Source organism: Streptomyces sp. MNU89, from assembly GCF_020982505.1.
GTDB classification, from domain to species: domain Bacteria; phylum Actinomycetota; class Actinomycetes; order Streptomycetales; family Streptomycetaceae; genus Streptomyces; species Streptomyces xinghaiensis.
In genome coordinates, this window is record NZ_JAJKLL010000001.1 from 6,342,750 (window position 1) to 6,368,223 (window position 25,474).

The following is a 25,474-nucleotide window of genomic DNA, read 5'->3' on the forward strand; positions in this document are numbered from 1 at the left end:
ACCACGGAAGAGACGGAGACGCAGTGAGCGTGACGGCAGCCAAGGGCTTCACGGCGGCGGGGATCGCCGCCGGCATCAAGGACAGCGGGGACCCGGACCTGGCGCTGGTCGTCAACCGCGGGCCGCGCCTGGCCGCCGCGGGGGTCTTCACCTCCAACCGCGTCAAGGCCGCACCCGTCATCTGGTCGGAGCAGGTCGTCAAGGGCGGCCAGGTCTCCGCCGTGATCCTCAACTCCGGCGGCGCCAACGCCTGCACCGGCCCGCTCGGCTTCCAGGACACCCACACGACGGCCGAGAAGACCGCCGAGGCGCTGGGCGAGGAGTTCAGCCCCGGCGAGGTGGCCGTCTGCTCCACCGGCCTCATCGGCATCCGCCTGCCGATGGACAAGCTGCTGCCGGGCATCGGCACGGCCGTCGCCCAGCTCTCCGCGCACGGCGGCGAGAAGGCCGCCCTCGCCATCAAGACCACCGACTCGGTGCACAAGACCGCTGTCGTGGAGAGCCCGGCCGGCTGGACCGTCGGCGGCATGGCCAAGGGCGCGGGCATGCTCGCCCCCGGCCTCGCCACCATGCTCGTCGTCCTCACCACCGACGCCGACGTGGCGCAGCCCGAGCTCGACAAGGCCCTGCGCGCCGCCACCCGCACCACCTTCGACCGGATCGACTCCGACGGCTGCATGTCCACCAACGACACCGTGCTGCTGCTGGCCTCCGGCGCCTCCGGGGTGGCGCCCGGCTACGAGGAGTTCGCCGAGGCCGTCCGCGCCGTCTGCGACGACCTCGCCCGGCAGCTCATCGGCGACGCCGAGGGCGCGTCCAAGGACATCCGCATCGAGATCGTGAACGCCGCGAGTGAGGACGACGCCGTCGAGGTCGGCCGCTCCATCGCCCGGAACAACCTCCTCAAGTGCGCCCTGCACGGCGAGGACCCCAACTGGGGCCGGGTGCTCTCCGCGATCGGCACCACCTCCGCCGTCTTCGAACCGGACCGGCTGAACGTCGCCATCAACGGCGTGTGGGTCTGCAAGAACGGTTCCGTGGGTGAGGACCGCGAGCTGGTCGACATGCGCTACCGCGAGGTCCGGATCACCGCCGACCTGGCCGCCGGCCACGAGTCGGCCGTCATCTGGAGCAACGACCTGACCGCCGAGTACGTCCACGAGAACAGCGCCTATTCCTCATGAGCACCACGCGGAAGCACACCGCCCTCCCCAAGGCGCAGATCCTCATCGAGGCGCTGCCCTGGCTGACCCGCCACCACGGCAAGACCGTCGTCATCAAGTTCGGTGGCAACGCCATGGTCGACGAGGAGCTCAAGGCCGCCTTCGCCCAGGACGTGGTCTTCCTCCGGCACGCCGGCCTCAAGCCGGTCGTCGTGCACGGCGGCGGCCCGCAGATCACCGCGCACCTGGACAAGCTCGGCCTGGTCTCCGAGTTCAAGGCCGGGCTGCGCGTCACCACCCCCGAGGCGATGGACGTCGTCCGGATGGTCCTCGCCGGCCAGGTGCAGCGCGACCTGGTCGGGCTGCTCAACCGGCACGGCCCGCTCGCCGTCGGCATGACCGGCGAGGACGCCCACACCATGACCGCCGTCAAGCGCTACGCCGAGATCGACGGCGAGAGCGTGGACATCGGCCGGGTCGGCGACATCACCGGCGTCGAGGTGGGAGCCGTCCGGGCGCTGCTGGACGACGGGCGCATCCCCGTCGTCTCCTCCATCGCCCGCAGCGCCGACGACCAGCACGTCTACAACGTCAACGCCGACACCGCCGCCGCCGCGCTCGCCGCCGCGCTCGGCGCCGAGACGCTGATGGTGCTCACCGACGTCGAGGGCCTCTACGAGGACTGGCCCGACAGCGACGAGGTGATCAGCCGGCTCACCGCCACCGAGCTGGAGAAGCTGCTGCCCGACCTGGCCAGCGGCATGGTCCCCAAGATGGAGGGCTGCTTGCACGCCGTGCGCAACGGCGTCAACACCGCGCGCGTCATCGACGGCCGCGTGCAGCACTCGATCCTGCTGGAGATCTTCACGGACGAAGGCATCGGCACGATGGTCGTGCCCGACGCGCAGGGGGAGACGGCATGAGCCACGCGAACGGCAACCAGGAGCTCACGCAGCGCTGGCAGCAGGCGCTGATGGACAACTACGGCACCCCCCGCCTGCCGCTGGTGAGCGGCGAGGGCGCCCGCGTCCGGGACGCCGACGGCCGCGGGTACCTCGACTTCGTCAGCGGCATCGCCGTCAACGCCCTCGGCCACGCCCACCCCGCCGTCGTCCGGGCCGTCTCCGGCCAGATCGCCACCCTCGGCCACGTCTCCAACCTCTTCGTCGCCGAGCCGCCCGTCGAACTCGCCGAACGGCTCCTCCAGCTCCTCGGCCGCCCCGGCAAGGTCTACTTCTCCAACTCCGGCGCGGAAGCCGTCGAGGCCGCGTTCAAGATCGGGCGGCGCACCGGCCGCCGCCACATGGTCGCCACCGAGGGCGGCTTCCACGGCCGCACCCTGGGCGCCCTCGCCCTCACCGGGCAGCCCGGCAAACGCGACCCCTTCCTGCCGCTGCCCGGCGAGGTGACGCATGTGCCGTACGGGGACGCGGACGCGCTGCGGGCCGCCGTCACCACCGACACCGCCCTCGTGATCCTCGAACCGGTCCAGGGCGAGAACGGCGCCGTCGTACCGCCCGCCGGATACCTGGCCGCGGCACGGGAGATCACCCGGGCCACCGGCACCCTGCTCGTGATCGACGAGGTGCAGACGGGCATCGGCCGCACCGGCCACTGGTTCGAGCACCAGGCACAGGGCGTCGAGCCGGATGTCGTCACCCTCGCCAAGGGGCTCGGCGGCGGGCTGCCCATCGGCGCCACCGTCGCCTTCGGCGAGGCCGCGGAGCTGCTGGCGCCCGGCCACCACGGCTCGACCTTCGGCGGCAACCCCGTCTGCTGCGCCGCCGCGCTCGCCGTCCTCGACACCATCGCCGCCGAGGACATCCTGGGCCGGGTCAAGCGCACGGGGGAGCGGCTGCGCGACGGGATCGAGGGCCTGGGCCACCCCCTGGTCGCACACGTGCGCGGTGCCGGGCTGCTGCTGGGTATCGTGCTCACCGAACCCGTGGCCGCCCGCGTCCAGCAGGCGGCTCAGGAGGCCGGGCTCCTGGTGAACGCCGTCGCCCCCGGCGTCGTCCGGCTCGTCCCCCCGCTGATCATCGGCGACGACGAGGTGGACGCGCTGCTCGGAGCCCTGCCGGCGGTCCTGGACGAGGCCGCGGGCGACGGGGAAGACCGACGATCCGGAGACTGACCACCATGAGCCAGGCGCAGGGCACCGAGCACGGCGGGCCGGCCGTACCGCAGACCCGCACGGCCCGCCACCGGCGGATCGTCGACATCCTCAACCGCCAGGCGGTGCGCTCCCAGAGCCAGCTCGCCCGGCTCCTCGCCGACGACGGGCTGAGCGTCACCCAGGCGACGCTCTCCCGCGACCTCGACGAACTGGGCGCGGTGAAGATCCGCAGCGCGGGCGGTGAGCTGATCTACGCGGTGCCGTCGGAGGGCGGCTTCCGCACCCCGCAGGCACCGCTGGGGGAGTCGGTGAAGGAGCAGCGGATGGCCCGGCTGGCCGGTGAACTCCTCATCTCCGCCGAGGCCTCGGCGAACCTGGTCGTGCTGCGCACCCCGCCGGGCGCGGCGCAGTTCCTGGCCTCGGCCATCGACCAGGCCGAGGTCCACGACATCCTCGGCACCATCGCGGGCGACGACACCCTGCTGCTGATCAGCCGCGACCCGGCGGGCGGCCAGGCCCTCGCGGACCACCTCCTGCGGCTGGCCCAGCGGGCGCGCTAGCCCGCTTGCCGTTCTCAACGCGTTTCCGAGCGCCGGGGTGTCGGGTGTTGGCGCCCGGGGGCCGTCACAGCAGGTCGAACTCGCCCGCCCGGATGTCGGCGATGAACGCGGTCCATTCGTCGGCCCGCAGCAGCAGGGCGGGCCCGGAGGGGTCCTCGGAGTCCCGCACGGCCACGGTTCCCCGCTCGAACCGGGCGACTTCGACGCAGTTGTCCTTCCCGCCGCTGTAGGAGGAGACGGTCCAGCGCAGGGGCAGAGCCGAGGCATCGGGGACGTACGTGCTCATAGGCGTGTGGTGCCCGCTTCCCTGGCCGTGGCGGGAATCCGCGCGGTGACACGGCCCACGGCCGGACCCGGTCGCAAGGTCCGCCCGCGCGGACCCCTCGCGCTCACTGTCCCTTGGAGGCTACCCGCGTCCCGGCCCCACCAGAACGCCCCGGCCCGCGCCCGTTTCCGCGCTCGCGTGATCCTTCCGCTCGTGGATGCCCGACAGGCCGTGACGGCCGGCCGTCACGGTGTGGGGGGAACGCGAGAGGAGGCCCCGGCGGAGGGAAGCGCCCGCATCATGATGCGTGGCAGGCAGTGAGCGGCGTCAGCGGGGAGGTCCACACCATGAGCGCAGCGGAAACCGAGCGTCCGATCTATCCGCCGGTCCGACCGCGACTGTCGGTCGAGGAACTGCTGGCCGCGAAGAACACGCAGCCGATCACCGGCCTGGAGGACTCGGAGGCGGACACCTTCGAGTCCGACGAGGAGCTGGAGGAGTTCCTGGCCTCCACCTATGCCGAGCGTCGGCGCGACATCGCCTGAGCCGCCGACGTGCAACCTGTCATTCTCGACACCGACGTCGCTTCCCTCACCCACAAGGGCAAGCTCACCGGACCGCCGGCCACCCGGCTCATCGGCCGCAAGCCGCTGATCACTCGTGACCTGCGGCGAGCTGACCCAATGGAGCGAGATCCGTGACTGGGGGCAACCTCCGACGCCAAGAACTCGCCGACTGGCTCTCCGGCGTCCCCGTTGTGCCCGGTGACGAAGCCGTGGCCGCGACCTGGGGCAAGCTCTCCGCCGCCGGCAGGAAGGCGGGGAGACCACAGCCGGTCAACGACATGTGGATCGCCGCCTGCTGCCTCACTCATGACCTGCCGCTCGCGACGTTGAACCTCAAGGACTACGAGTACTTCAGGGACAAGCACGACCTGCGCATCCTTGGCGAGGGACAGCCCGGCCCGGGCTCCCGCCGGCGGAGCCTGTTCCCGTCGGGATGCCCGGTGTCCGACGGCTCTGGTTGACCGCGGCGTCAGCATGATGGGCGCGGATGCGGGTGTCCCGCGAGACTGTTCGGCCGGCCGTCGGCGGGTGCGGTGGCGGCGGGGACGGTCCGTCGAAGCCGTGCCGGTCAGCCGGCCGTGAACTTCGCGAAGCCCGTCGTGCTCCATGTGCCGCCGTCCGCCGTCACCGCGAACGCCTCCACGTCCTCCAGCGCCTCCAGCCAGTCCCGTGCCGAGCGGCCCCGCGCGAAGGCCGCCGTCGCCCAGGCGTCCGCCGCGGTCAGGCCCTCCGCCAGCACCGTGACCGAGACCAGGCCGTGCCGGGGCGGGGAGCCCGTGCGCGGGTCCAGGACGTGGCAGCCGCGTTCGGCCGTGCCGCTGGTGGCCACGGCCAGCCGGCCCTCGCCCTCCACGACGGCGGCGAGCCGGCCCGGGCGCAGCGGGTCGCTGATCCCGGTGCGCCAGGGCCGACCGGGGCCGGCGCGGCCGCACAGCTGGATGTCGCCGCCGCCGTTCACGCAGCTGTCGGCGGCCCCGGCCTCGGCCAGCCGCTGCGAGGCCTTCTCCACCGCCCAGCCCTTGACCAGCCCGGTCGGGTCGAGCCCGCCGGCGTACCGGGTGCTGAACCAGCCGTCGCTCATCTCCTCCGCGCCCTCGCAGAGCAGCAGGACCTCCGCGATCAGCGGATCGCAGTCACCGGCCGACAGTTCGCCGCGCGCCAGCCGGCTGAGTTCGCTCTCCTCCCGGTAGGGGGAGAACAGCTCGTCCACCCGGTGCAGCCAGGCCACCGCGTCCTCGACCGCGGGCCCGGCCTCGTGCGCCCGCGGGCCCCGGACGTCGAGGGAGAAGACCGTGCCCATGGCCTCCTCGACCCGGCGGAACCGGGGAGGTTCAGCCACCGGCCCGGTCCAGGGCGCTCTGCAGGGACTTCTTGTAGCCCTCGCTGGTGAAGGTGGCGCCGGAGACGGCGTCGATCTCCGCGCTCTGCGCCTGCACGGCCTTCTTGCCGAGCTCCGGCACGGCCCGGGCGGTGATCGACTCCGTCTGCGGGTTGCCGGACGGGGCCTGGGCGGCGTCGGCCGCGGTGATCTTCCCGCCGGTGAGGGTGATCCGGGCCTGGACGGGCCCGTACTCGGTCTTGACCAGGTCGCCGGTGACGGTACGGGGCGCGTCCTGGGCCGGTGCCCCGCCCTCGTCCCCGCCTCCGCCCTGGCTGTCGCCGGGGCCGCGGCCTCGCCCCCGCCCGCCGGGGCGCCGCCCGCCGGATCCCCGGCCGGCGCGCCGGGGAGGGCGCACCCGCTCCGCCCGTTCCGGGCGCTGCCGGCGCTCCGGCGGCCGGCGGCTGCGCGGCGGAGGTCCGCTCGGCCTCCCACGGCGCGTACGGCATCTTGAGGGCCAGGAGCAGGACGACACCGGAGACGGTGGCGGCGCTGCCCAGGACGACGCGGCGTATCGGGTGCTTCCTCATGGGTTCTGCTCCGGCTCGCTCTCGCTGTGGCTCACAGCTCGAAGGACTCGTGGTGGATGCGGCGGGCCGGGACCCCGGCCTCGCGCAGGATGGCCTGGAACTCCTCGGCGAGGCCGGGAGGTCCGCACAGGTAGACGTCGTGCTTGGCGATGTCGGGGAGGACGCGGGCCATACCCTCCGCGGTGATCTGCGGCCGGGTGCCGTCGGGTTCGTTGACGGCGGAGAACAGCTTCGCCTGCCGCCGCGCGGCGATGACGCGCAGTTCGTCCCAGAGCACCAGGTCCTCCTTGCGGCGGGCCCGGTACAGCAGCGTCAGGTCCCCGGGCGCGGCGGGGATCGTCTCGAACAGCGCCCGCATCGGGGTGATCCCGGCCCCGCCCGCGATCAGCAGCACCTTGGTGCCGCGCCGCCCCTCCTCGCCGCGGGGCCGCTGCCGGCGGGCGGCGGTGAGCGCGCCGTACGGGCCCTCGGCCCAGACCCGGGTGCCGGCGGGGAGCGCGGCCAGGGCGGCGCTGTGGCCGCCCGCCGCCTTGACGGTGATGCGCAGCCGGTCGTCGCGCGGCGTCGCCGACAGGGAGTACGGGTTGGAGGTCCAGCGGAGCCCCGGGGCGAGGAACCGCCAGCGGAAGAACTGCCCCGCCTCGGCGTTCATCCCGTCCAGGTCCCGCCCCGACATGATGACGGAGGTGACGCCCGCGCCCTCCTCCACCACCGACTCCACCCGCAGCCGGTGGCGCAGGTTGAGCCGGACCGGGGTGATGATCCGGTACCAGACCATGAGCGCGGTCACCGTGCCGTACAGCGCGTACCAGGCCGTCTGCGCCGCCGGGACGGCGAGGAACTCGGTGCCGGTGGAGAGCTGGTGCCAGAAGGCGAGGAACACGGCGGCGTAGGTGAGCAGATGCAGGTAGTACCAGAGCTCGTACGGCAGCTTCCGCCGCGCGGCGCCGGCCGAGATGAGGCCGATCACCACCAGCAGCACGGTGCCGATGGCAGCCTCGATCATGTCGGGGAAGTCGAGGACGACGGTGAGGAACTGGGCGGCCAGGCCGGTGCCGGCCTGCTCCGCGTAGCCCCACACGATCAGCGCGGTGTGCGCCACGATCAGGCTGATCGTGTAGCGGCCCGCCATCGCGTGCCAGCGGGCCACCCGGTCGGAGCCGATCCGCCGCTCCAGGACCGGCACCCGGGCCATGAGCAGCACCACCACGGCCGTGGAGTAGCCGGCCAGCAGCCCGGTGATCCGCCCGGCGCCGGTGACCCAGTCGGTGGTCGCCGAGACGACCGGGGTGTTGTACCACCACAGGCCCAGCACGGCGAGGGCGCCCGCCCACAGCGCGCCCAGCACGGGCAGGGCGCCGGAACTGCGCGGCCGCATCCGGACCTCGGCCCGCCGCCGTGCGGCGCGTCCGACGTCCGCGATCGTCTGGATCTTCGTCTGAGCCGCCGGCGTACCGGTCGCCGACGGTGGTGCCGTCGGCTGCCTCGTCGATGTCTCAGTGGTGATGCTCACGGTCCTGCCTCCCCGCTGCGCCCGGCTACCGGCAGTAGCCCCCGGCCTTCTCCCACAGGTACGGAGAAAATCCCCCGGATGCTCAGCGCACGGGTCATTCGGGGAGGCGATCCGGCCCCGCACCCCTCCGGCGGCCGGTACGGAGCGGAGGTGCCCCGGCCGGAGGCGCTGCGGCCGATACCGGTGCTCGGCCCGGCGCAGCGCTCCGTGCTTCTTCCGGCGGTTCGCTGCCGAGGAAGATCCAGGCCTCTTCCGGCCGGGTGCCCTGCATCGGCACACTTCGCTCCCCGGCAGAGCGGACAGGCCCGGGAGCGGCGGCGCGATCAGGCCGGTGGCGGCCCGGGAGCGCGGGCCCGCCGGTCCGCGGAGAATGCCCTCGAGCGCCCGGCACGGACATGGACGGTCACTGTGGCGGCCGGACGGGCGCGGGGCGCGGACACGGCAGGAGGCGGTATGGCGGACAGGCGGGGTGTGCGGGTGCGGCGTGTGTACGAGGACCGGGAGCCGGACGACGGCGCGCGCGTGCTGGTGGACCGGCTCTGGCCGCGCGGGCTCGCCAAGGAGGCGGCCGGGCTGGACGAGTGGTGCAAGGAGGTCGCCCCGTCGAGCGAGCTGCGCCGCTGGTACGGGCACGATCCGGAGCGCTTCGAGGAGTTCGCGGAGCGCTACCGGGCGGAGCTCGCCGAGCCGGAGCGCCGGGAGGTCCTGGACCGGCTGCGCGGACTGGCGGGCGGCGACGGCGGGCTGACCCTGCTGACCGCCACGAAGGACGTCGGGCGGAGCGCCGCACGCGTGCTGGAGCGGGTGCTGGCGGCGGGCCGCTGACCGGCCCCGCGGCGGCCGCCCGGGGCGGTGCCGGGCCATCCCCCCGGGACGCGTTGACGAAACATACGGCGCAGTGCATACTTATGCCTGTCAGCGCATGCATCGTAAGGAGAATCCCGTGACCGAGCGCGTCGTACTCGCCTACTCGGGCGGCCTTGACACCTCCGTCGCCATCGGCTGGATCGCCGAGGAGACGGGCGCCGAGGTCATCGCCGTCGCCGTGGACGTCGGCCAGGGCGGTGAGGACCTGGACGTCATCCGCAAGCGTGCGCTGGCGTGCGGCGCCGTCGAGGCGGAGGTCGCGGACGCCAAGGAGGAGTTCGCCGACGAGTACTGCCTCCCGGCGATCAAGGCCAACGCCCTCTACATGGACCGCTACCCGCTGGTCTCCGCCCTCTCCCGGCCCACCATCGTCAAGCACCTGGTCGCGGCCGCGAGGAAGCACGGCGCCGGCATCGTCGCCCACGGCTGCACCGGCAAGGGCAACGACCAGGTCCGCTTCGAGGCCGGCATCTCCTCCCTCGCCCCCGAGCTCACCTGCATCGCCCCGGTCCGTGACTACGCCATGACCCGGGACAAGGCCATCGCCTTCTGCGAGGACAAGAACCTCCCGATCGCCACCACCAAGAAGTCGCCGTACTCCATCGACCAGAACGTTTTCGGGCGGGCCGTCGAGACCGGCTTCCTGGAGGACATCTGGAACGGGCCGATCGAGGACGTCTACGAGTACACCTCCAACCCGGCCGACCCGCGCGAGGCCGACGAGGTGATCATCACCTTCAAGCAGGGCGTCCCGGTCGCCATCGACGGCAAGCCCGTCACCGTCCTCCAGGCCGTCCAGCAGCTCAACGAGCGCGCCGGGGCCCAGGGCGTCGGCCGGATCGACATGGTCGAGGACCGGCTCGTGGGCATCAAGTCCCGGGAGATCTACGAGGCCCCGGGCGCCATCGCGCTGATCACGGCCCACCAGGAGCTGGAGAACGTCACCGTCGAGCGCGAACTGGCCCGCTACAAGCGGCAGGTCGAGCAGCGCTGGAGCGAGCTGGTCTACGACGGCCTGTGGTTCTCCCCGCTCAAGCGCGCCCTGGACGGCTTCGTCAACGAGGCCAACGAGCACGTCTCCGGTGACATCCGGATGACCCTGCACGGCGGCCGGGCCGTCGTCACCGGCCGGCGCTCGGAGTCCTCGCTCTACGACTTCAACCTCGCCACCTACGACACCGGCGACACCTTCGACCAGTCGCTCTCCAAGGGCTTCATCGAGCTCTTCGGGATGAGCTCCAAGATCGCCGCCAAGCGGGACCTCGCGCAGTAAGCGGCCCCCCGCGGACCGGTACGGTCCCGTACCGTACGCACAGCAGGACACCACCGCCTCCGCGCCCACCCCGGGTCGCGGAGGCGGCCCGTATCACCGGCATGACCGGGGCGAACGGCATGACCGGAACCACCGGCACACAGCGTCACGCGCACGAGGAGCACCGATGACCAACGGCCAGCAGCACCCGACCCCGGACGGCGGCGACGTCCGGCTGTGGGGCGGCCGCTTCGCCTCCGGACCGGCGGAGGCCCTGGCCCAGCTGTCGGCGTCCGTCCACTTCGACTGGCGGCTCGCCCCGTACGACATCGCGGGCTCCCGCGCCCACGCCCGCGTGCTGCGCTCGGCCGGGCTGCTCACCGACGACGAGCTGGCCCGGATGCTGGAAGGGCTGGACCGGCTGGAGGCGGACGTCGCCGACGGCTCGTTCACCGGCACCGTCGCCGACGAGGACGTCCACACCGCCCTGGAACGCGGCCTGCTGGAGCGGCTCGGCCCCGAGCTGGGCGGCAAGCTGCGGGCCGGCCGGTCCCGCAACGACCAGATCGCGACGCTCTTCCGGATGTACCTGCGGGACCACGCCCGCATCATCGGGGGCCTGCTCGCCGAACTCCAGGAGGCCCTCGTCGGACTGGCCGAGGCGCACCCGGAGGTGGCCATGCCCGGCCGCACCCACCTCCAGCACGCCCAGCCCGTCCTCTTCGCGCACCACGTCCTCGCCCACGTCCAGGCGCTCTCCCGGGACGCGGAGCGGCTGCGGCAGTGGGACGACCGCACGGCGGTCTCGCCGTACGGATCGGGGGCGCTGGCCGGATCCTCCCTGGGCCTGGACCCGGAGGCGGTCGCCGCCGACCTGGGCTTCGAGCACGGCTCCTCGGCCAACTCCATCGACGGCACGGCCTCCCGCGACTTCGTCGCCGAGTTCGCCTTCATCACGGCGATGATCGGCATCGACCTCTCCCGGATCGCGGAGGAGGTCATCATCTGGAACACGAAGGAGTTCTCCTTCGTGACCCTGCACGACGCCTTCTCCACCGGTTCGTCGATCATGCCGCAGAAGAAGAACCCGGACATCGCCGAGCTGGCGCGCGGAAAGTCGGGCCGGCTCATCGGCAACCTCACCGGGCTGCTCGCCACCCTCAAGGCGCTGCCGCTCGCCTACAACCGCGACCTCCAGGAGGACAAGGAGCCGGTCTTCGACTCCTGCGACACCCTGGAGGTCCTGCTCCCCGCCTTCACCGGCATGATGGCGACCCTCACCGTCAACCGGGAGCGGATGGAGGAGCTGGCCCCGGCCGGTTTCTCGCTCGCCACCGACATCGCCGAGTGGCTGGTCAAGCGGGGCGTGCCGTTCCGGGTGGCGCACGAGGTGGCGGGCGAATGCGTCCAGGAGTGCGAGCGGACCGGCATCGAGCTGGACCGGCTGACGGACGAGCAGTTCGCCAAGATCTCCCCGCACCTCACCCCCGAGGTGCGGAGCGTCCTCAATGTGCCGGGCGCGCTGGCCGCCCGCAACGGCCGCGGCGGTACGGCACCGGAGGCGGTGGCCGTCCAGCTCGCCGGGGTCAGGGCCGACCTCGCCGTACAGCAGCAGTGGGCGACGGCCAAGGCGACGGCCGAGGCCATGGCCGAGGCGAGCTCCAAGGAGGGGTGAGCCGCAGGACTGCCCCCGCGGCCGTGCGGCAACGGACCCGCGCGGCCGGCGGGCGTTCCGTCCCCGCCGTCCCTCAGCGGCTCCGGTCGGCCTGCCGGGAGCAGAGGAGCAGCGTGTCCGCGAAGGGCACCCGGAAACCGCCGGGCGCCCCGGCGTCGCCGGTCCCCACCGCCTCCGGGTCTCCGCTCGTGGTGAGTGCGTGGACGACCCAGCCGGGGACGTCCCGCTCCGCCGTGCAGTCCGTGAACCGCTCGGACCGGGAGGAGGGTTGGGGTGTGTGCTCCACGAAGGCGTCCAGCACCCGCCGCCCGTCGCGCCACACCGCGACCCGGCCCTGGGTCTCCCCGCGCTCCTCGAAAACGTGCTCGACGGTGCGGGTGAGGCGGCCCGCCGCGTCGTAGTGGACGGCGATGCCGCTGGGCGGCACGGCCGTCCCCGTGTAGGCGACGCGCGCGACGCGCGAGCCGTCGTCGCGGGCCCGCCAGACCGTCATCGGCGGGACCTCGGGGATGTGCGCGCCCTGCGGAAGGTGCGTGGCGATCGCCCCGGACCCGACGGCCCGCAGGGTGCGGGCGGCGAGCCTCCGGGCGGCCGGGGAGCCGTCCTCGCGGTAGCGCTCGCGGAAGGAGCCGTCGGAGGCCGGCAGCCACCGGACGGTCCCCGGCAGGACGGCGGCGCGGGCCGCGGAGTGCGCCGGTGTGCTCGGCTCCTGGGCGGCGGCGGGTGCGCGGCGGGCGGACCGAGCGCCGTGACGGCGGTCAGCGCGGTGACGAGGGCGGCGAGGCGCATCGGGACATCCTCTCGGCCGGGCCGTGGGCGCCCGGTCGGTGGGCGGAGAACCGGGGGAGCGGACCGGCGTACGGGACGGACGCTAGTCACCCACCGGCCGCGACGCTCTCCCGGCTGCTCCGATCCGGCGACGCCCGACCCCGGTGGGCACGTTCACCACCGGCACCCGGGGCGGCGCCGCCGGCCCCACTGCCGCGTGCGGCGGCCATTGCCTGCCGGCGGCCCGGAGCCCGGGGCGCCGTCCGCCGTGTGGGCAGGGAACGCGGGACGACGTGCCCTTCAGGCCGCCTTCGCCTTGGTGGCGTACATGTCCACGTACTCCTGGCCGGAGAGCCGCATGACCTCGCTCATCACCTCGTCGGTCACCGCCCGCAGCACATAGCGGTCGCGGTCCATCCCCTCGTACCGGGAGAAGTCCAGCGGAGTGCCGAAGCGGACGGTCACCGGGGCGATCCGGGGCATGCCCTTGCCGCCCGGCTGGACCTTGTCGGTGCCGATCATGGCGAACGGGACCACCGGCGCGCCCGTCATCAGCGTGAGCCGGGAGACGCCGGTCCGGCCCCGGTACAGCCGGCCGTCGGGGGAGCGGGTGCCCTCCGGGTAGATGCCGAAGGCCTTGCCCTCCTCCAGCAGGCGGCGGCCGGTCATCAGCGCGGCGACGCCGCCGTGCCCGCCGTCGCGGTCGACGGGGATCATGCCGGACATCCCGAAGAACCAGGCCATCAGCCGGCCCTTGATCCCCTTGCCGGTGACGTACTCGTCCTTGCCGATGAAGAAGACCTGGCGCTTCATGACGAGCGCGAGGAAGAGCGAGTCGATGAAGGTGACGTGGTTCCCGGCGAGGATGACCGGCCCGGTCGCGGGGACGTTCTCCGCCCCCTCGACCCGCGGGCGGAACAGGACGCGCACGAGCAATCCGAGAAAAGCCTTGAGCGCAATACGGGACAACGGGCCCTCCGGTCTGGTCCTGGTCGTCGGCCGAGACAGCGCGCGCGATGTTTCCGCATCGCGGGAGTCTGCAGGTGAGTACGGTACTCGCGAGATCGCCGGAGACGCACATCCGTCCGGCTCGCGGACGCCGCGAGCCCGAGTGTGTTCGCCCGGTGTTCGGCTTGTGCTCTCCCCCGGGACAGGTATAGCCGCCTACGATCACCCCCGGTTGTCGGGCAGGTTCACTACAAGAAACAGGGGATCTCATGGAGCAGGCGCAGGCGCAGGCGCAGGAGCACGGGCCGGGCCGCCGCGTACTGCTGGGGGCCGCGGCCCTCGGCGCGGGCGCGGCCGTCCTGGGCGCGGCGGGCACGGCGGCCGCGGCGGGCACGGCGGCGGCCGCCGGCAAGGACGGCCGGAGCCCGTACCGGGGGCTGCCGGTGCCCGCCGTGGTCGCCCACCGCGGCGCCAGCGGCTACCGGCCCGAACACACGCTCGGTGCCTATCAGTTCGCCCTCGACATGGGCGCGGACGTCATCGAGCAGGATCTGGTGCCCACCCGCGACGGCCATCTGGTCTGCCGCCACGAGAACGACATCACCGGGACCACGGACGTCGCCGAGCACCCCGAGTTCGCCGGCCGGAAGACCACCAAGACCGTCGACGGCACGGAGATCACCGGCTGGTTCACCGAGGACTTCACCCTGGCCGAACTCAAGACCCTGCGCGCGACGGAGCGCATCCCGGCGGTCCGCCCGCACAACACCCTCTACGACGGCCGCTGGGAGATCCCCTCCTTCGAGGAGGTGCTCCGCTGGGCCGACCGCGAGGGCCGCCGCCGGGGCCGCCCGGTGTGGCTGCACGTCGAGACCAAGCACCCCAGCTACTTCCGGGGGATCGGCCTCGGGCTGGAGGAGCGGCTGGCGAAGCTGCTGCGCCGGTACGGGCGGCACCGGAAGAACTCGCCGGTCTTCCTGCAGTCCTTCGAGCCGACCAGCATGGAGCGGATGAGCCGGCTGGTCTCCACGCCGCGCGTGGTGCTGCTGTGGACCGCCGACGACCGCCCCTGGGACTTCCGGGAGGCCGGTGACCCGCGGACCGTGGCCGATCTGGTCACCCCCGAGGGGCTGGCGTGGATCGCCGGCTTCGCGCAGGGCATCGGCCCCCTCCTCGACCTGGTGATCCCGAAGGACGCCGCCGGGAGGCTGACCACCCCCACCACACTCGTCGAGGACGCGCACCGCGCCGGGCTGGTCCTGCACCCGTACACGATGCGGAACGAGAACACCTTCCTGCCCGCCGACTTCCGCCGCGGCACCGACCCGGCCGCGTACGGGGACGCCTTCGGCGCGTACCGTGCCTACTTCGCCACCGGCATCGACGGGATCTTCACCGACAATCCGGACACGGCCCTCCTCGCGCGGGAGGACTTCCTGCGGGACTGAGCCCCGGGCGCCGGCCGCGCCACCGGTCCGGGGCCGGGTCAAGGGCCCAGGCCAAGGGGGCGAGTCAAGGGCTCGCGTCAGGGGCGGCCGGTCCGGCGACACGGACGGGTGAGTTCGGGGAGCAGGCGAAACCCTCCTGCATCCCCCGGGTGTCCCGGACGGCATGACACCGAGTGACCTGCTCCTCCGGCTGCGCCCGCTGCTCGCCGCCGAGGCGGCGGCGGAGGCCCACGGCACCGCCGTGGAGGCCGCCGACCTCGAACAGGGCGTCTGGCTGCGCCTGCTGGAACACCGCCGGGACAGCGGTCCGATGCCGGAGCGGGCGGCGGCGGAGTGGCTGCGGGCCGCCGTCCGCAGCGAGGGGCGCGGGGCCCGGCTCCGGGCCCGCCGGGAGGTGCCGTACGCCCCGGTGGACGGCGGGGAGTTGGTCGCCGCCGGCCGGGTCCGGGCGGCCGGCCCGTCCGGTGTGGAGGAGCGGGTGCTGGCGGCCGAGGAGCGGCGCGAACTGTGGAGCGCGGTGCGCCGGCTGCCCGGCCGGTGCCCCGGTCTGCTGGCTGCGATGCTGTCCGCCTACGACCCGACGTACCGGGAAATCGCAGGCGCGTTGGGAATCTCACAGGGAAGTCTTGGGCCGATTCGTTCCCGGTGCCTGGGATGTCTGCGCAGAATGCTCACGGCGGAGGTTGCGGCTCCCGGACTTCGGGGAAGGGAGCGTTAGCCGACCGGAGCCATGGAGGCGGCGAATCCGTTTGCCGCTCCGGTCAGGGCATCCGGCCCGGGCGCCCCACCCTCGACCGCGCCCGGGCGATTCGAAAGGGGAGGCGTGCGCGTATGGGCATGAGCGTGACCATCTCTGCGGCGGCCGATGAGGACGCCGAACAGATCCTCAAACTCCAGTACCTCTGCTACCAGCGCGAGGCGGAGCTGTACGGCGACTACGGCATCGAACCGCTGACCCAGTCCCTGGACGACCTCCGTGCCGAGCTGGGCCGGAGCCTCGTGCTCGTGGCCCGGCTCGGCACGGAGGTCGTCGGATCCGTGCGCGGGACGGTGGACGCCGACGGCACCGCCGGCATCGCCAAACTCATCGTCCATCCGCGGATGCAGCGGCACGGTCTCGGCGGGCGGCTGCTCGCCGCGATCGAGACACGGCTCGCCGAGGAGTCGGAGGCCAAGCGCTACCGCCTTCTCACGGGCCACCGCAGCGAGGGCAATCTGCGGCTCTACCGGCGCTGCGGCTACGCGCCGGTCGGCACCGAGCGGATCTCGCGCGGGCTGAGCCTGGTGACCCTGGAGAAGGGCGCCGAGGTCGGCAGTCTGGTCGCCAGCGCCTGATCCGCGCACGCGGTTCCATCCCGGGCCGGCCGGCACGGCACACGCCGTGGCGGCCGGCCCGCCGCATGTCCGGCTGCCCGGGCCCGGGTTCCCCGCGCCCCGCTGTCCGCGTCCGGACACGGGCCCGGCCGCGTCGTGAGTCGTCAGGTGCGGCGGGCGCCGCGCAGCCAGAACAGCGCCGCCACGGGCAGCACCAGCGGCAGGAAGAGATAGCCCATCCCGTAGTCGGACCAGACGGTGGCGTCGGGGAAGGCCGAGGGGTCCACCAGGGTCCAGGTGCCCACGGCCAGAACGCCCGTCAGTTCGAGTCCGCAGCAGACCTGCCCGAGGCGCCGGGCGCCTTCGCCGCCCCGTACGAGCGAGAAGAGGATGACGGCGTACACACAGGCCGCGGCAGCCGAGAGGACGTACGCGAGCGGGGCCTCGTCGAACTTCATCAGCATCTGCGCGATGGAGCGCGAGGCGGCGCCGACGGTGAAGACACCGTAGAGCAGGACGAGCAGCCGGCCCGGACCGCTGCCGAGCCGCAGGCGGTCCCCGGACGGAGCCTCCGGGGCGGCGGCGGGCCGGCCCGCGGTGCCCGCGGCCGCCGTGTCCGGGTTCGCGGTGCCGGGGGCCGTGGTGTCGGGGGTCCGTTCAGGCACCGGGACCGCCTCCCCAGATGTCGTGGAGCCGTACTTCCAGCACGGCCAGCACCACCGCTCCGGCCGCCACCGTCACCGAGCCCCAGCGGGTCCGCTCGGCCAGGGACAGGAAACCGGCGGCGGGCACGGCCGCGGCCGCGCCCAGCAGATACGCGAGGAAGATCCCGGTGCCGCCCTCCGGCCGGTCGCCGCCCGCCAGCCGGACGATGCCGACCGCCAGCTGGGCCAGCGCGAGCACGCTCACCACGGCCATCCCGATGAAGTGCCAGTCCTTGGTGGGCTGGTCGCGGTAGGCCGCGAAACCGCACCAGGCGGCGAGCGCGAGAGCGGCCGCGGAGACCGCGAGCGTCAGTGCGGTGATCACCGGTACCGCCTCCGGCGGTGGTGCGGGCCGCTCTGCGGGCGACCGGGCGGAGGGAGAGGCATGGAACGACTTTAGTGCGCCCGCTCCGGGCCGCCGCGCCCGCCCCCGCGCCCATCCCCGGGCCCGGCCGTACGGCGTGGTGCCGGTCACAGCCGGCGGCGCCACGCGGACGGCCCGGCCCCGGACGATGCCCGGCGGACCGGGGGTTTCCGCCGGTACGGCCGATCTGCCCGGTGTCCGGCATCCGATCGCTGTTGTCCATCATGTGGAATGTTGTGATCGTTCGCTGCCGGGGTCTGTTTAACTGGGGCGCATGACCACGACGAGCAGCCGCATCACCGCGACCGAGGCGATCCAGACGCCCGGTGCTCGCCGCATGTGTCGAATGTGTCGCCCCTGAGGGCCCCTCTCCCGCTCCTCGCGCCCCGAAGCGAGCCCCCGCGGCCGTGCCGCCCCGTCCCGCCGGGCGCACCGTGCCGCGACGCCCCGCGCCATGACCGCACCGTCCGGCCGTGCCCGGACGCCGCGGCGTTGTGACGCAGCCGGGCCGCGCCTCTCCCGTGGCCGCGGCCCGCCCCGTACCCGTATGTCCCGTGCCGGCGCCCCCGTGCGCCGCGCGCTCGAAAGTGACGGATATCCCTGTGATCACCACCCAGGACCTGACCAAGGTCTACCGCTCCCGGGACGGCCGGGAGACCACCGCCCTGGACGGTGTCGGCCTGCACGTCCGCGAGGGGGAGGTGTACGGCGTCCTCGGCCGGAGCGGCGCCGGCAAGTCCACCCTCATCCGCTGCGTCAACCTGCTGGAGCGGCCCACCTCCGGCACGGTCACCGTCGACGGCCGGGACCTCACCGCGCTCGCCGGGCGCGGCCCCCGCGCCGGCGCGGAGCTGCGCCGGGCCCGGACCCGGATCGGCATGGTGTTCCAGCACTTCAACCTGCTCTCCTCGCGCACCGTCCGGGCCAACGTCGAACTGCCGCTGGAAATCCTCGGCCTCACCCGCCGCGAACGCGAGCGCAGGGCCCTGGAACTGCTCGACCTGGTCGGCCTCGCCGACAAGGCGCGCTCCTACCCGGCGCAGCTCTCCGGCGGCCAGAAGCAGCGCGTCGGCATCGCCCGCGCCCTGGCCGGCGACCCCAAGGTGCTCCTCTCCGACGAGGCGACCTCCGCGCTCGACCCGGGGACGACCCGCTCCGTGCTCCAGCTGCTGCGCGACCTCAACCGGCAGCTCGGGCTGACGATCCTCCTCATCACCCACGAGATGGAGGTCGTCAAGGCCGTCTGCGACTCCGCCGCCCTGATGCGCGAGGGCCGGGTCACGGAGTCCGGCACCGTGCCGGAACTGCTCGCGACCCCCGGCTCCGAACTGGCCCGGGAGCTCTTCCCGGTGGCCGGCCAGGCGTCCGGCGAGAACCGGACCGTCGTGGACGTCACCTTCCACGGTGAGACCGCGACCGAGCCGGTCATCTCCCGGCTCGCACGGACGTACAACGTCGACATCGCCGTCCTGGGCGCCGCGATGGACACCGTCGCGGGCCGCCAGGTCGGCCGGATGCGCATCGAACTGCCCGGCCCCTTCGAGGAGAACGTCGTGCCGATCGGATATCTGCGCGAGCAGGGCCTGGGCATCGAGATCGTACGCGCCCCCGGCGCCCCGGAGGCCGAGGGCACCAGCGGGACCGCCGCCGGGCCGCTGGTTCGCGGAGGTGCCCGGTGACCTGGTCCGAGATGCAGCCGCTGCTGTCCGCCGCCACGCTCGACACCCTCTACATGGTGGGCTGGTCCACGGTCTACGCGGTCCTCGGCGGACTGCCGCTGGGCGTGCTGCTGGTGCTGACGGGCGAGGGGGGCCTGCTGCGCAACGGTCCCGTCAACAAGGTGACCGGCGCCGTCGTCAACGTCGGCCGCTCGCTGCCCTTCTTCATCCTCATGATCGCGCTGATCCCGTTCAGCACCCTGGTGGTCGGCACCTCCATCGGCCCCACGGCGGCCGTCGTCCCGCTGGCCGTCAGCGCCGTCCCGTTCTTCGCCCGGCTGGTGGAGACGGCCGTCCGCGAGGTCGACGACGGACTCGTCGAGGCCGTGCAGGCGATGGGCGGCTCCACCTGGACGGTGGTCCGCAAGGCGCTGCTGCCGCAGGCCCTGCCGTCCCTCGTCGCGGGCCTCACCACCACCGTGATCGCCCTCATCGGCTACTCGGCCATGGCCGGCGCGGTCGGCGGCGGCGGGCTCGGCAACCTCGCCAAGACCTACGGCTACCAGCGGTTCGAGACCGACCTCATGCTCATCACCGTGGTGCTGCTGATCGTCCTCGTCAGCGCCGTGCAGCTGGCCGGCGATCTCGTGGTGCGCGCCCTGGCCCGGCGCGGCCGTTCCGGGACCGGCCCGGTGCGGAAACGCCGGCTCCGTGCCGCGCGCTGACCCCGCCGCCACCCCGGGCCGCCTCGCGCGCCCACCGAAACCTCCGGCCCGCCCGCTCCACACCGGGCGGAGCCGGACCCGGAGCCCGGACCCTTTGCCGGGCGGAACCACCCGCAAGAAAGGCACTCTTCGTGCGTACCCCGCTGGAATCCCTTCGCAAGCCCACCACTCTCAAGGCCGCGACGGCTGCCGCTGCCGCCGCCCTCACCCTGACCCTCGGCGCCTGCTCGGCCCCCTCCGACGCCGGCTCCGGCGGCGACTCCGCCGCGGACGCTCCGCTCACCGTCGCCGCCACGCCCACCCCGCACGGCGACATCCTCGCCTACGTCAAGAAGAACCTGGCCGACGACGCCGGACTCGACCTGGAGATCCAGGAGTTCGACGACTACGTCCTCCCCAACACCGCCACCGAGAGCGGCGAGGTCGACGCCAACTTCTTCCAGCACAAGCCGTACCTCGACGACTTCAACGAGCAGAAGGGCACCCACATCGTGCCCGTCGTCAACGTCGAGATCGAACCGCTGGGCCTCTACTCCGAGAAGCTCGGCGGCATCGGGGACCTGAAGCCCGGCCACACCGTCGCCCTCCCGGACGACGCCACCAACGAGGGCCGCGCCCTCAAGCTCCTCGCCGACCACGGCGCCATCGAACTCACGAAGGGCACCGGCAGCGACGCCACCCTCGGCGACGTCGCGGACGACAAGGGCCTGGAGTTCAAGGAGCTGGAGGCCGCCCAGATCCCCACCCGGCTCGGTGACGTCGACGCCGCCGTGATCAACGGCAACTACGCCATCGGCGCCGGGCTCAAGCCCGCGAAGGACGCCCTCGTCCTGGAGAAGGCCGAGGGCAACCCGTACGCCAACTTCCTCGCCGTGAAGAAGGGCAACGAGGACGACCCGCGGGTCGAGAAGCTCGCCCGGCTCCTCAACTCCGACGAGGTCGAGGCGTTCATCGAGAAGCGGTTCGAGGGCTCCGTCCTGCCCGCCTTCGGAGCCGTCGCCTCCTGACCCGGCAGCACCCCGGGCCGCGCTCCGGCCCGCCCCGGAACCGGCCCCCGGGCCGCGGGCCCCGCCACCGCGCGGGGCCCGCGGCCGTCCCGTCCGCCCACCCGGCGCTGCGCCCTCCCGCGCCGATGCTGCATGCTGGGCTGTCCAGCAGACCCCGGACCCGGAGCGGCCCATGACCCCCACTTTCCCGGACATCACGATCAGCACCGACCGCCTGGTGCTGCGCCCGTTCGAGGAGGGTGACGTGCCCGCCCTCGCGGACATGATGAACGACGAACTCGTCACGGCCTGGACCTCCGCCCCCACCCGTACACCCTGGACGACGCCCGCGACTGGGCCGGCCGCGCCGCCCCCGCCGAGCGCACCGAGGGCCGCGGCATCGTCTTCGCCGTCGCCGAGTTCCTCACCCAGCGGCTGGTCGGCTCCGTCCACCTGCGGAACACCAACTGGCGCTGCCGCTCCACCGAGATCGGCTACGTCACCGCCCCCTGGGCCCGCGGCGAGGGCTACGCCAGCGAGGCGGTGCGCGCCGTCGCCCAGTGGCTCTTCCGTCACCAGGGCTTCGAACGGCTCGAACTGCGCACCGCCGCCGACAACACCGCCTCCCAGCAGGTCGCGCAGAAGACCGGCTGCATCAGCGAGGGCGTGCTGCGGAACGCCTGGATAGCCCGCACCCGCACCGAGGACGGCGGCTGGGCGGACATCCGCACCGACCTGATCGTCTGGAGCCTGCTCCCCGAGGATCTGGACGACCTCGACGAGGAGACGGCGAAGGGGGACCGCGCCGCCTACGCCGACTGGAACTGACGCGCCCGGCGGCGCCCCGCGCCCGCGGCCGGAACCGGCGGCCCCTGCGCGCGGTGCCCCGGGCCCACCGGGTACCCTCACGGTGCCCGCCCACCCCGCGGGCTTTCGTGCGCGACTTTCCCAGGAGACTGACGACGATGGCCGACCGGGTCACGGTGATCGGATGGGACGGCTCGCCGCTGACCGCCGCCGCCCGCTCCGCCCTCGGAGCCGCCACCCTCGTCGCCGGCGCGCCCCACCATCTGGACCTGCCCGAAGTGCCGCCCGCCGCCGAGCGGATCAGGCTCGGCAGCCTCGATCTCGCCGCCCGCCGCATCGTCGGCCACCGCGGCACCGCCGTCGTGCTCGCCGACGGCGACCCCGGTTTCTTCGGCGTCGTCCGCACCCTCCGCGCCCCCGAACACGGGCTGGAGGTCGAGGTGGTGCCCGCCGTCTCGTCCGTCGCCGCCGCCTTCGCCCGTGCGGGCATGGCGTGGGACGACGCGCGGATCGTCACCGCCCACAGCCGCGATCTGCGCCGGGCCGTCAACGTCTGCCGGGCCCACAGCAAGGTCGCCGTCCTCACGGCACCCGGCGCCGGACCGGCCGAACTCGCCCTGCTGCTGGGCCCGGTGCACCGCACCTTCGTCATCTGCGAGGAACTCGGCACCGACCGGGAGCGGGTCACCGTCCTCACCTCGGACAAGGTCGCCGACCACACCTGGCGCGACCCGAACGTCGTCCTGTCCATCGGCGGTTTCGCCTCCCCGGTCACCCAGCAGGCCGCCTGGCTGGCCGGCGGCGACACCGCCCTGGCCACCGGGCCGCGCGGCTGGGCGCTGCCCGCCCAGAGCTACGGAGGCGTCCTCTCCGAGGCGGAGACCGCGCAGCTCCGGGCCACCCAACTCGCCCGGCTGGGGCCGCGCGTGGGCGACCTCGTCTGGGACATCGGCTGCGGCAGCGGCGCGGCGGCGGTCGAGGCGGCCCGGCTCGGCGCCGCCGTCATCGCCGTCGACCGGGATCCCGGGGCCCTGGTCGTGGCCGGCGACAACGCCCGCCGCTACGGAGTGCAGATCCAGACGGTGCACGGCACGGCGCCGCACATCCTGGAGGATCTGCCCGAACCGGACACCATCCGCATTGGCGGCGGGGGAGCCCCGGTCGTCGCGGCGTGCGCCGCCCGGCGGCCCGAGCGCATCGTCACGCACGCCAGGACCCGGGACGGCGCGGAGGCCGTCGGCCGGGCTCTCACCGACGGCGGATACGGCGTCGAATGCGCCTTGATCCAGACTGTGGAGTTGGACACGTCGCAGGACACGGGATGGGCCGAACGCCAGCGTGACGTGGGCTTTTTCCTGTGCGGGCACAGGATCGGCCGTCCGCTCTGAGCTTGTCCACCCGTGCCGTGCGGGACGTCCGCGCCAGGTAGGCTGGCGGACTGTTGTGACGCAGCGGCGTTCGGCACTTCGTTCGTCAATACCCGGAACGCACCGTGCGTTTCGAGCGCTCGGTACGGAGCTCGGGGGACGTGTGACGTACCGACCGGCGCGGACGCTCGTTCCATTCCATGAGCGGCCTTCGCGTCGCGGTCGGGCGCGCCGGGCGGGCGGGTCGATGGAGCACTATCGATGGGCGAGGGGTACGCATGACTGACACCGGCCGGATCCCGGACGAGGGGCTGCCGGAGAACGGCGGGCAGCAGGAGGCACCGCAGCACGTGACTCCCGCCGTCCCCGCGGGCGACCCCTCGCTCCCTCAGGACGCGCTCCAGCAGGACCCCTCGCTCCACCATGACCCCTCGCTGCGGCACGGCGCCCCGGGCGCCGGGTACGCCTACCACGGCCCCGCGGAGCCGGCGGCCCCCGCCGGGGACGACGACCTGCTGCTGATGCCCGGCACCCAGGGCGCCTGGAGCGAGCAGCCCGCGTACGACCCGCTGACCGATCCGCTGCCCGACCCCCTGACGGGGCCGCTGCCGCAGCCGGGGACCGGGCCGGCCTCCCCGTACGCATCCGCGCCGGCGCCGTACGAGCCGCAGCAGACGTCCTACGAACCGCAGTCCTACGAGCCGCAGCAGTCCTACGAGCAGCAGCCGTACGAGCAGCGGCAGCCGCACGACCAGCAGCCGTACATTCCGCGCCCCGCCGCCGAACAGCAGTTCACCGGACAACCCCGGTCCGGACCGGCCGCTCCCGCGCCCCAGCACACTCCCGCCCGGCGGCCGCTCCGCCCGGGCCCGCCGGTGCCCGAGCCGGGCGGTACGACCGGCGGTGTCGTCCGCTCGCTCGCCGACCGCGGCCCTGCGGGCGCCCCCGCCCGGCAGTTTCCCGGGATGGCGCCCGCCCCGGCGCGGACCCAGGTGCCCCAGCAGCAGCCGCCGGTGCCCATCCCGGCGTACGCGCAGCAGCCGTCCGCCACGCTCCCGGGCCCGCAGCTCGGCGAGATCCCGGCGCAGAACGGTCCCTGGTCCGGGCAGCCGGCCGCGACGGACGCCGCGCGAACGCCCGTCCCGGCGGCGGCCGTTCCCGGGCAGGCGACGGCCGCGCCCGAGGAGACCGGCACCGCCGATGACGGCACGGATACCGGCGCCGGTGCCGCGGGAGCTGCCGCCCCGCCGCCGCCCGGGGCCGCACAGGCCGTTCCCGTCCCCGGACAGACGCCGCGGCCGGTACCGGAGGAGCCCGGCGCGGAGGGTGGACAGGAGCCTGCCGCCGTCGTCGCCGAGACGGAGACGGAGGGGGACCCGGGGACCGGCCCGGTGACCGCAGCCGGAGAGGCCGGTCCGGCCGACGGCGTGGGCCCGGCCGCCGCACCCGCCTCACCCACCGCACCCGGCGAGGACCCGTCCGCCGCCGAGCCGGCCGCCTCCGCCGCCGAGCCGGAGGAGTCCTCTCCTGCCCCGGCCGCCGCCGATCTCGCCGCGCCCGTCGGCGCGCTGCCGGACGAGACCACGGCAACGGACCTTGAGCCCACGGAGACCACCGGGGTTCCCGAGCCCGCGGCAGAGGGGTCCCCGACACGGCGGCCGGCAGCCCGGGCCCGGCGCCCGCCGCGTCCCCGCTTCCACGCCCTCCGCCGACGAGGCACCGGAGCACGCCGCGGGCAGGAGCCGGCGCGGCCGGCGCCGTGCGGCTCCCGCCTCCCCGCAGGACCCGGCAGCCGCAGCCGCACCGGCCGACGCGGAGAGCACCCCCGCCGGACCCGCCGGTGACGGCGTATCACCGGACGCCGCGGTTGCGGACTCCCGGGGAACACCGGCCGGACCGGACGCCCCCGTGGCGGTCGCCGTGGCCGTCGCCGCCCAGCCCGGTGCCGAAGAGGCCGGGGCCGGGGAGGAAGAGCGGCCCGCGAAGGTCGCCGCGGGAACGGGCCGACGGCGCCGGGCAGCCCGCCCCGCGACCGCCGAGCCGGGTTCCGTGCCCGGACCGCAGGCCGGAGCCGCGGAGACGGCCCCGGTCCTCCCGGAGACGGAGCAGGCTCCGGAAGGCCGGGAGACCGCACCGGCCGCCGCACCGGAAGCGGAGCCGGGAGCGCCGGAGAGCGCGGGCGACGCCGCAGAGTCCGCGACGACGGCGGCCGAGCCCTCAACCACCCCGGTGGAAGCGCTGGTCGACGCAGCCGCGCGGGAAGCGCCGGTCGCACAGCAGGCACCCGCCGACTCCGGGACGCCCGAGGCGGCCGTCCTCGACGCCGGCTCCACGTCCGCTGACACCGGCTCCGTACCGGCTGCGAGCGAGACCCCCGTCCAGCCGGGAGCCGACGGAGCCGCCGCCCCCGGCGAGGAGGCCGGACCGGACGCCGTTGCCGGACCGGACACGGCAGCCGAGACGGGGCCCGGCACCGGAGCGGATGCCGGTACGGCCGCTC

Annotated in this window: 26 protein-coding genes and 1 pseudogene; 19 read left to right on the plus strand and 8 right to left on the minus strand. The window is 74.1% G+C overall.

Annotated elements, in window-relative coordinates; translation table 11 throughout:
* The first annotated feature begins 23 nt into the window (after positions 1-23).
* Genes argJ through E4N63_RS27125 form a run of 4 tightly spaced genes read left to right on the plus strand, consistent with a single transcriptional unit; the run spans position 24 to position 3,839 of the window.
* Positions 24-1,184 carry a bifunctional glutamate N-acetyltransferase/amino-acid acetyltransferase ArgJ gene (argJ, locus tag E4N63_RS27110; protein WP_125624478.1) on the plus strand — a complete coding sequence of 387 codons (1,161 nt, stop codon included), beginning with the start codon at positions 24-26 and terminating at the stop codon, positions 1,182-1,184.
* Positions 1,181-2,086, plus strand: coding sequence for an acetylglutamate kinase (gene argB / locus E4N63_RS27115; RefSeq protein WP_043468528.1), 906 nt, complete (start codon positions 1,181-1,183; stop codon positions 2,084-2,086). Before argJ ends, argB begins: the two co-directional genes overlap by 4 nt.
* Entirely contained in the window at positions 2,083-3,297 is a 1,215-nt protein-coding gene (locus E4N63_RS27120) for an acetylornithine transaminase (RefSeq protein ID WP_125624479.1), read from the plus strand. Before argB ends, E4N63_RS27120 begins: the two co-directional genes overlap by 4 nt.
* Before the next feature lie 5 nt (positions 3,298-3,302).
* Positions 3,303-3,839: an arginine repressor gene (locus E4N63_RS27125; protein WP_125624480.1), complete on the plus strand. Its 537-nt coding sequence runs from the start codon at positions 3,303-3,305 to the stop codon at positions 3,837-3,839.
* 64 nt (positions 3,840-3,903) lie between these two features.
* Here the strand turns inward: E4N63_RS27125 and E4N63_RS27130 are convergent, their stop codons facing one another.
* A complete protein-coding gene (locus tag E4N63_RS27130) occupies positions 3,904-4,125 on the minus strand; it encodes a DUF397 domain-containing protein (protein WP_125624481.1) in 222 nt (73 codons plus the stop codon).
* Between the two features lie 326 nt (positions 4,126-4,451).
* Here E4N63_RS27130 and E4N63_RS27135 point away from each other — a divergent pair, with 326 nt between their 5' ends.
* The 3 genes from E4N63_RS27135 to E4N63_RS27145 are packed head-to-tail and all read left to right on the plus strand — an operon-like array spanning position 4,452 to position 5,131.
* Entirely contained in the window at positions 4,452-4,649 is a 198-nt protein-coding gene (locus E4N63_RS27135; RefSeq protein ID WP_230241895.1) for a hypothetical protein, read from the plus strand.
* A gap of 9 nt (positions 4,650-4,658) precedes the next feature.
* The gene (locus E4N63_RS27140) at positions 4,659-4,805 is read left to right on the plus strand and encodes a hypothetical protein (protein WP_228429696.1); all 147 of its coding nucleotides are present in this window, start codon (positions 4,659-4,661) and stop codon (positions 4,803-4,805) included.
* Positions 4,802-5,131: a PIN domain-containing protein gene (locus E4N63_RS27145; RefSeq protein WP_221772638.1), complete on the plus strand. Its 330-nt coding sequence runs from the start codon at positions 4,802-4,804 to the stop codon at positions 5,129-5,131. The genes E4N63_RS27140 and E4N63_RS27145 overlap by 4 nt, the downstream gene beginning before the upstream one ends.
* A gap of 107 nt (positions 5,132-5,238) precedes the next feature.
* Here the strand turns inward: E4N63_RS27145 and E4N63_RS27150 are convergent, their stop codons facing one another.
* The 3 genes from E4N63_RS27150 to E4N63_RS27160 all read right to left on the minus strand — a co-directional run bounded on the left by E4N63_RS27150 (position 5,239) and on the right by E4N63_RS27160 (position 8,010).
* Positions 5,239-5,970 (minus strand): FAD:protein FMN transferase, encoded by a 732-nt coding sequence (locus E4N63_RS27150; RefSeq protein ID WP_125624484.1) that lies wholly within the window; start codon positions 5,968-5,970, stop codon positions 5,239-5,241.
* A 31-nt stretch (positions 5,971-6,001) separates the two neighbouring features.
* Positions 6,002-6,406 carry an FMN-binding protein gene (locus E4N63_RS31300; RefSeq protein WP_230241896.1) on the minus strand — a complete coding sequence of 135 codons (405 nt, stop codon included), beginning with the start codon at positions 6,404-6,406 and terminating at the stop codon, positions 6,002-6,004.
* A gap of 203 nt (positions 6,407-6,609) precedes the next feature.
* A complete protein-coding gene (locus E4N63_RS27160; protein WP_374112895.1) occupies positions 6,610-8,010 on the minus strand; it encodes a ferric reductase-like transmembrane domain-containing protein in 1,401 nt (466 codons plus the stop codon).
* 534 nt (positions 8,011-8,544) lie between these two features.
* On the opposite strand from E4N63_RS27160, the gene E4N63_RS27165 reads away from it, so the two are divergent.
* The 3 genes from E4N63_RS27165 to argH all read left to right on the plus strand — a co-directional run bounded on the left by E4N63_RS27165 (position 8,545) and on the right by argH (position 11,885).
* Complete coding sequence (locus E4N63_RS27165; protein ID WP_125624144.1) at positions 8,545-8,916, plus strand: DUF488 domain-containing protein; 372 nt, start codon at positions 8,545-8,547, stop codon at positions 8,914-8,916.
* A 118-nt stretch (positions 8,917-9,034) separates the two neighbouring features.
* Positions 9,035-10,231, plus strand: a complete 1,197-nt coding sequence (locus E4N63_RS27170) for an argininosuccinate synthase (RefSeq protein ID WP_125624145.1) — start codon at positions 9,035-9,037, stop codon at positions 10,229-10,231.
* 166 nt (positions 10,232-10,397) lie between these two features.
* Positions 10,398-11,885: an argininosuccinate lyase gene (argH, locus tag E4N63_RS27175; RefSeq protein ID WP_125624146.1), complete on the plus strand. Its 1,488-nt coding sequence runs from the start codon at positions 10,398-10,400 to the stop codon at positions 11,883-11,885.
* 73 nt (positions 11,886-11,958) lie between these two features.
* Here the strand turns inward: argH and E4N63_RS27180 are convergent, their stop codons facing one another.
* Both E4N63_RS27180 and E4N63_RS27185 read right to left on the minus strand, forming a co-directional pair.
* Positions 11,959-12,378 (minus strand): hypothetical protein, encoded by a 420-nt coding sequence (locus E4N63_RS27180; protein WP_230241897.1) that lies wholly within the window; start codon positions 12,376-12,378, stop codon positions 11,959-11,961.
* A 575-nt stretch (positions 12,379-12,953) separates the two neighbouring features.
* Positions 12,954-13,622, minus strand: a complete 669-nt coding sequence (locus E4N63_RS27185) for a 1-acyl-sn-glycerol-3-phosphate acyltransferase (RefSeq protein ID WP_043468547.1) — start codon at positions 13,620-13,622, stop codon at positions 12,954-12,956.
* A gap of 248 nt (positions 13,623-13,870) precedes the next feature.
* Here E4N63_RS27185 and E4N63_RS27190 point away from each other — a divergent pair, with 248 nt between their 5' ends.
* The 3 genes from E4N63_RS27190 (at position 13,871) to E4N63_RS27200 (ending at position 16,384) form a co-directional block, all read left to right on the plus strand.
* The gene (locus E4N63_RS27190) at positions 13,871-15,049 is read left to right on the plus strand and encodes a glycerophosphodiester phosphodiesterase (protein ID WP_125624148.1); all 1,179 of its coding nucleotides are present in this window, start codon (positions 13,871-13,873) and stop codon (positions 15,047-15,049) included.
* 163 nt (positions 15,050-15,212) lie between these two features.
* Positions 15,213-15,767, plus strand: a complete 555-nt coding sequence (locus tag E4N63_RS27195; RefSeq protein WP_230241899.1) for an RNA polymerase sigma factor — start codon at positions 15,213-15,215, stop codon at positions 15,765-15,767.
* Positions 15,768-15,856: 89 nt separating this feature from the next.
* Positions 15,857-16,384, plus strand: a complete 528-nt coding sequence (locus tag E4N63_RS27200) for a GNAT family N-acetyltransferase (protein ID WP_308188789.1) — start codon at positions 15,857-15,859, stop codon at positions 16,382-16,384.
* Between the two features lie 143 nt (positions 16,385-16,527).
* Here E4N63_RS27200 and E4N63_RS27205 read toward each other — a convergent pair whose 3' ends face one another.
* Positions 16,528-17,028, minus strand: a complete 501-nt coding sequence (locus E4N63_RS27205; RefSeq protein ID WP_374112841.1) for a hypothetical protein — start codon at positions 17,026-17,028, stop codon at positions 16,528-16,530.
* The gene (locus E4N63_RS27210; RefSeq protein WP_125624151.1) at positions 17,021-17,392 is read right to left on the minus strand and encodes a hypothetical protein; all 372 of its coding nucleotides are present in this window, start codon (positions 17,390-17,392) and stop codon (positions 17,021-17,023) included. The genes E4N63_RS27205 and E4N63_RS27210 overlap by 8 nt, the downstream gene beginning before the upstream one ends.
* A gap of 641 nt (positions 17,393-18,033) precedes the next feature.
* On the opposite strand from E4N63_RS27210, the gene E4N63_RS27215 reads away from it, so the two are divergent.
* The 6 genes and pseudogenes from E4N63_RS27215 to E4N63_RS27240 all read left to right on the plus strand — a co-directional run bounded on the left by E4N63_RS27215 (position 18,034) and on the right by E4N63_RS27240 (position 24,818).
* A complete protein-coding gene (locus E4N63_RS27215) occupies positions 18,034-19,110 on the plus strand; it encodes a methionine ABC transporter ATP-binding protein (RefSeq protein ID WP_230241901.1) in 1,077 nt (358 codons plus the stop codon).
* The gene (locus E4N63_RS27220) at positions 19,107-19,814 is read left to right on the plus strand and encodes a methionine ABC transporter permease (RefSeq protein ID WP_125624153.1); all 708 of its coding nucleotides are present in this window, start codon (positions 19,107-19,109) and stop codon (positions 19,812-19,814) included. Before E4N63_RS27215 ends, E4N63_RS27220 begins: the two co-directional genes overlap by 4 nt.
* A 131-nt stretch (positions 19,815-19,945) precedes the next feature.
* The gene (locus E4N63_RS27225) at positions 19,946-20,821 is read left to right on the plus strand and encodes a MetQ/NlpA family ABC transporter substrate-binding protein (RefSeq protein WP_228429695.1); all 876 of its coding nucleotides are present in this window, start codon (positions 19,946-19,948) and stop codon (positions 20,819-20,821) included.
* A 172-nt stretch (positions 20,822-20,993) separates the two neighbouring features.
* Positions 20,994-21,628 (plus strand): annotated as a pseudogene (locus tag E4N63_RS27230) (GNAT family N-acetyltransferase).
* Between the two features lie 137 nt (positions 21,629-21,765).
* Positions 21,766-22,995 carry a precorrin-6y C5,15-methyltransferase (decarboxylating) subunit CbiE gene (gene cbiE / locus E4N63_RS27235; RefSeq protein ID WP_125624154.1) on the plus strand — a complete coding sequence of 410 codons (1,230 nt, stop codon included), beginning with the start codon at positions 21,766-21,768 and terminating at the stop codon, positions 22,993-22,995.
* Positions 22,996-23,252: 257 nt separating this feature from the next.
* The gene (locus tag E4N63_RS27240) at positions 23,253-24,818 is read left to right on the plus strand and encodes a hypothetical protein (protein WP_230241902.1); all 1,566 of its coding nucleotides are present in this window, start codon (positions 23,253-23,255) and stop codon (positions 24,816-24,818) included.
* The last annotated feature ends 656 nt before the right edge of the window (positions 24,819-25,474 follow it).

Coding starts and splice junctions, on each gene's coding strand:
- E4N63_RS27240 (WP_230241902.1), top strand. CDS start 23,253: ATGACTGACACCGGCCGGATCCCGGACGAGGGGCTGCCGGAGAACGGC.
- E4N63_RS27120 (WP_125624479.1), top strand. CDS start 2,083: ATGAGCCACGCGAACGGCAACCAGGAGCTCACGCAGCGCTGGCAGCAG.
- E4N63_RS27125 (WP_125624480.1), top strand. CDS start 3,303: ATGAGCCAGGCGCAGGGCACCGAGCACGGCGGGCCGGCCGTACCGCAG.
- E4N63_RS27180 (WP_230241897.1), bottom strand. CDS start 12,378: ATGACGGTCTGGCGGGCCCGCGACGACGGCTCGCGCGTCGCGCGCGTC.
- argH (WP_125624146.1), top strand. CDS start 10,398: ATGACCAACGGCCAGCAGCACCCGACCCCGGACGGCGGCGACGTCCGG.
- E4N63_RS27165 (WP_125624144.1), top strand. CDS start 8,545: ATGGCGGACAGGCGGGGTGTGCGGGTGCGGCGTGTGTACGAGGACCGG.
- E4N63_RS27150 (WP_125624484.1), bottom strand. CDS start 5,970: ATGGGCACGGTCTTCTCCCTCGACGTCCGGGGCCCGCGGGCGCACGAG.
- E4N63_RS27130 (WP_125624481.1), bottom strand. CDS start 4,125: ATGAGCACGTACGTCCCCGATGCCTCGGCTCTGCCCCTGCGCTGGACC.
- E4N63_RS27135 (WP_230241895.1), top strand. CDS start 4,452: ATGAGCGCAGCGGAAACCGAGCGTCCGATCTATCCGCCGGTCCGACCG.
- E4N63_RS27195 (WP_230241899.1), top strand. CDS start 15,213: ATGACACCGAGTGACCTGCTCCTCCGGCTGCGCCCGCTGCTCGCCGCC.
- cbiE (WP_125624154.1), top strand. CDS start 21,766: ATGGCCGACCGGGTCACGGTGATCGGATGGGACGGCTCGCCGCTGACC.
- E4N63_RS27190 (WP_125624148.1), top strand. CDS start 13,871: ATGGAGCAGGCGCAGGCGCAGGCGCAGGAGCACGGGCCGGGCCGCCGC.
- argB (WP_043468528.1), top strand. CDS start 1,181: ATGAGCACCACGCGGAAGCACACCGCCCTCCCCAAGGCGCAGATCCTC.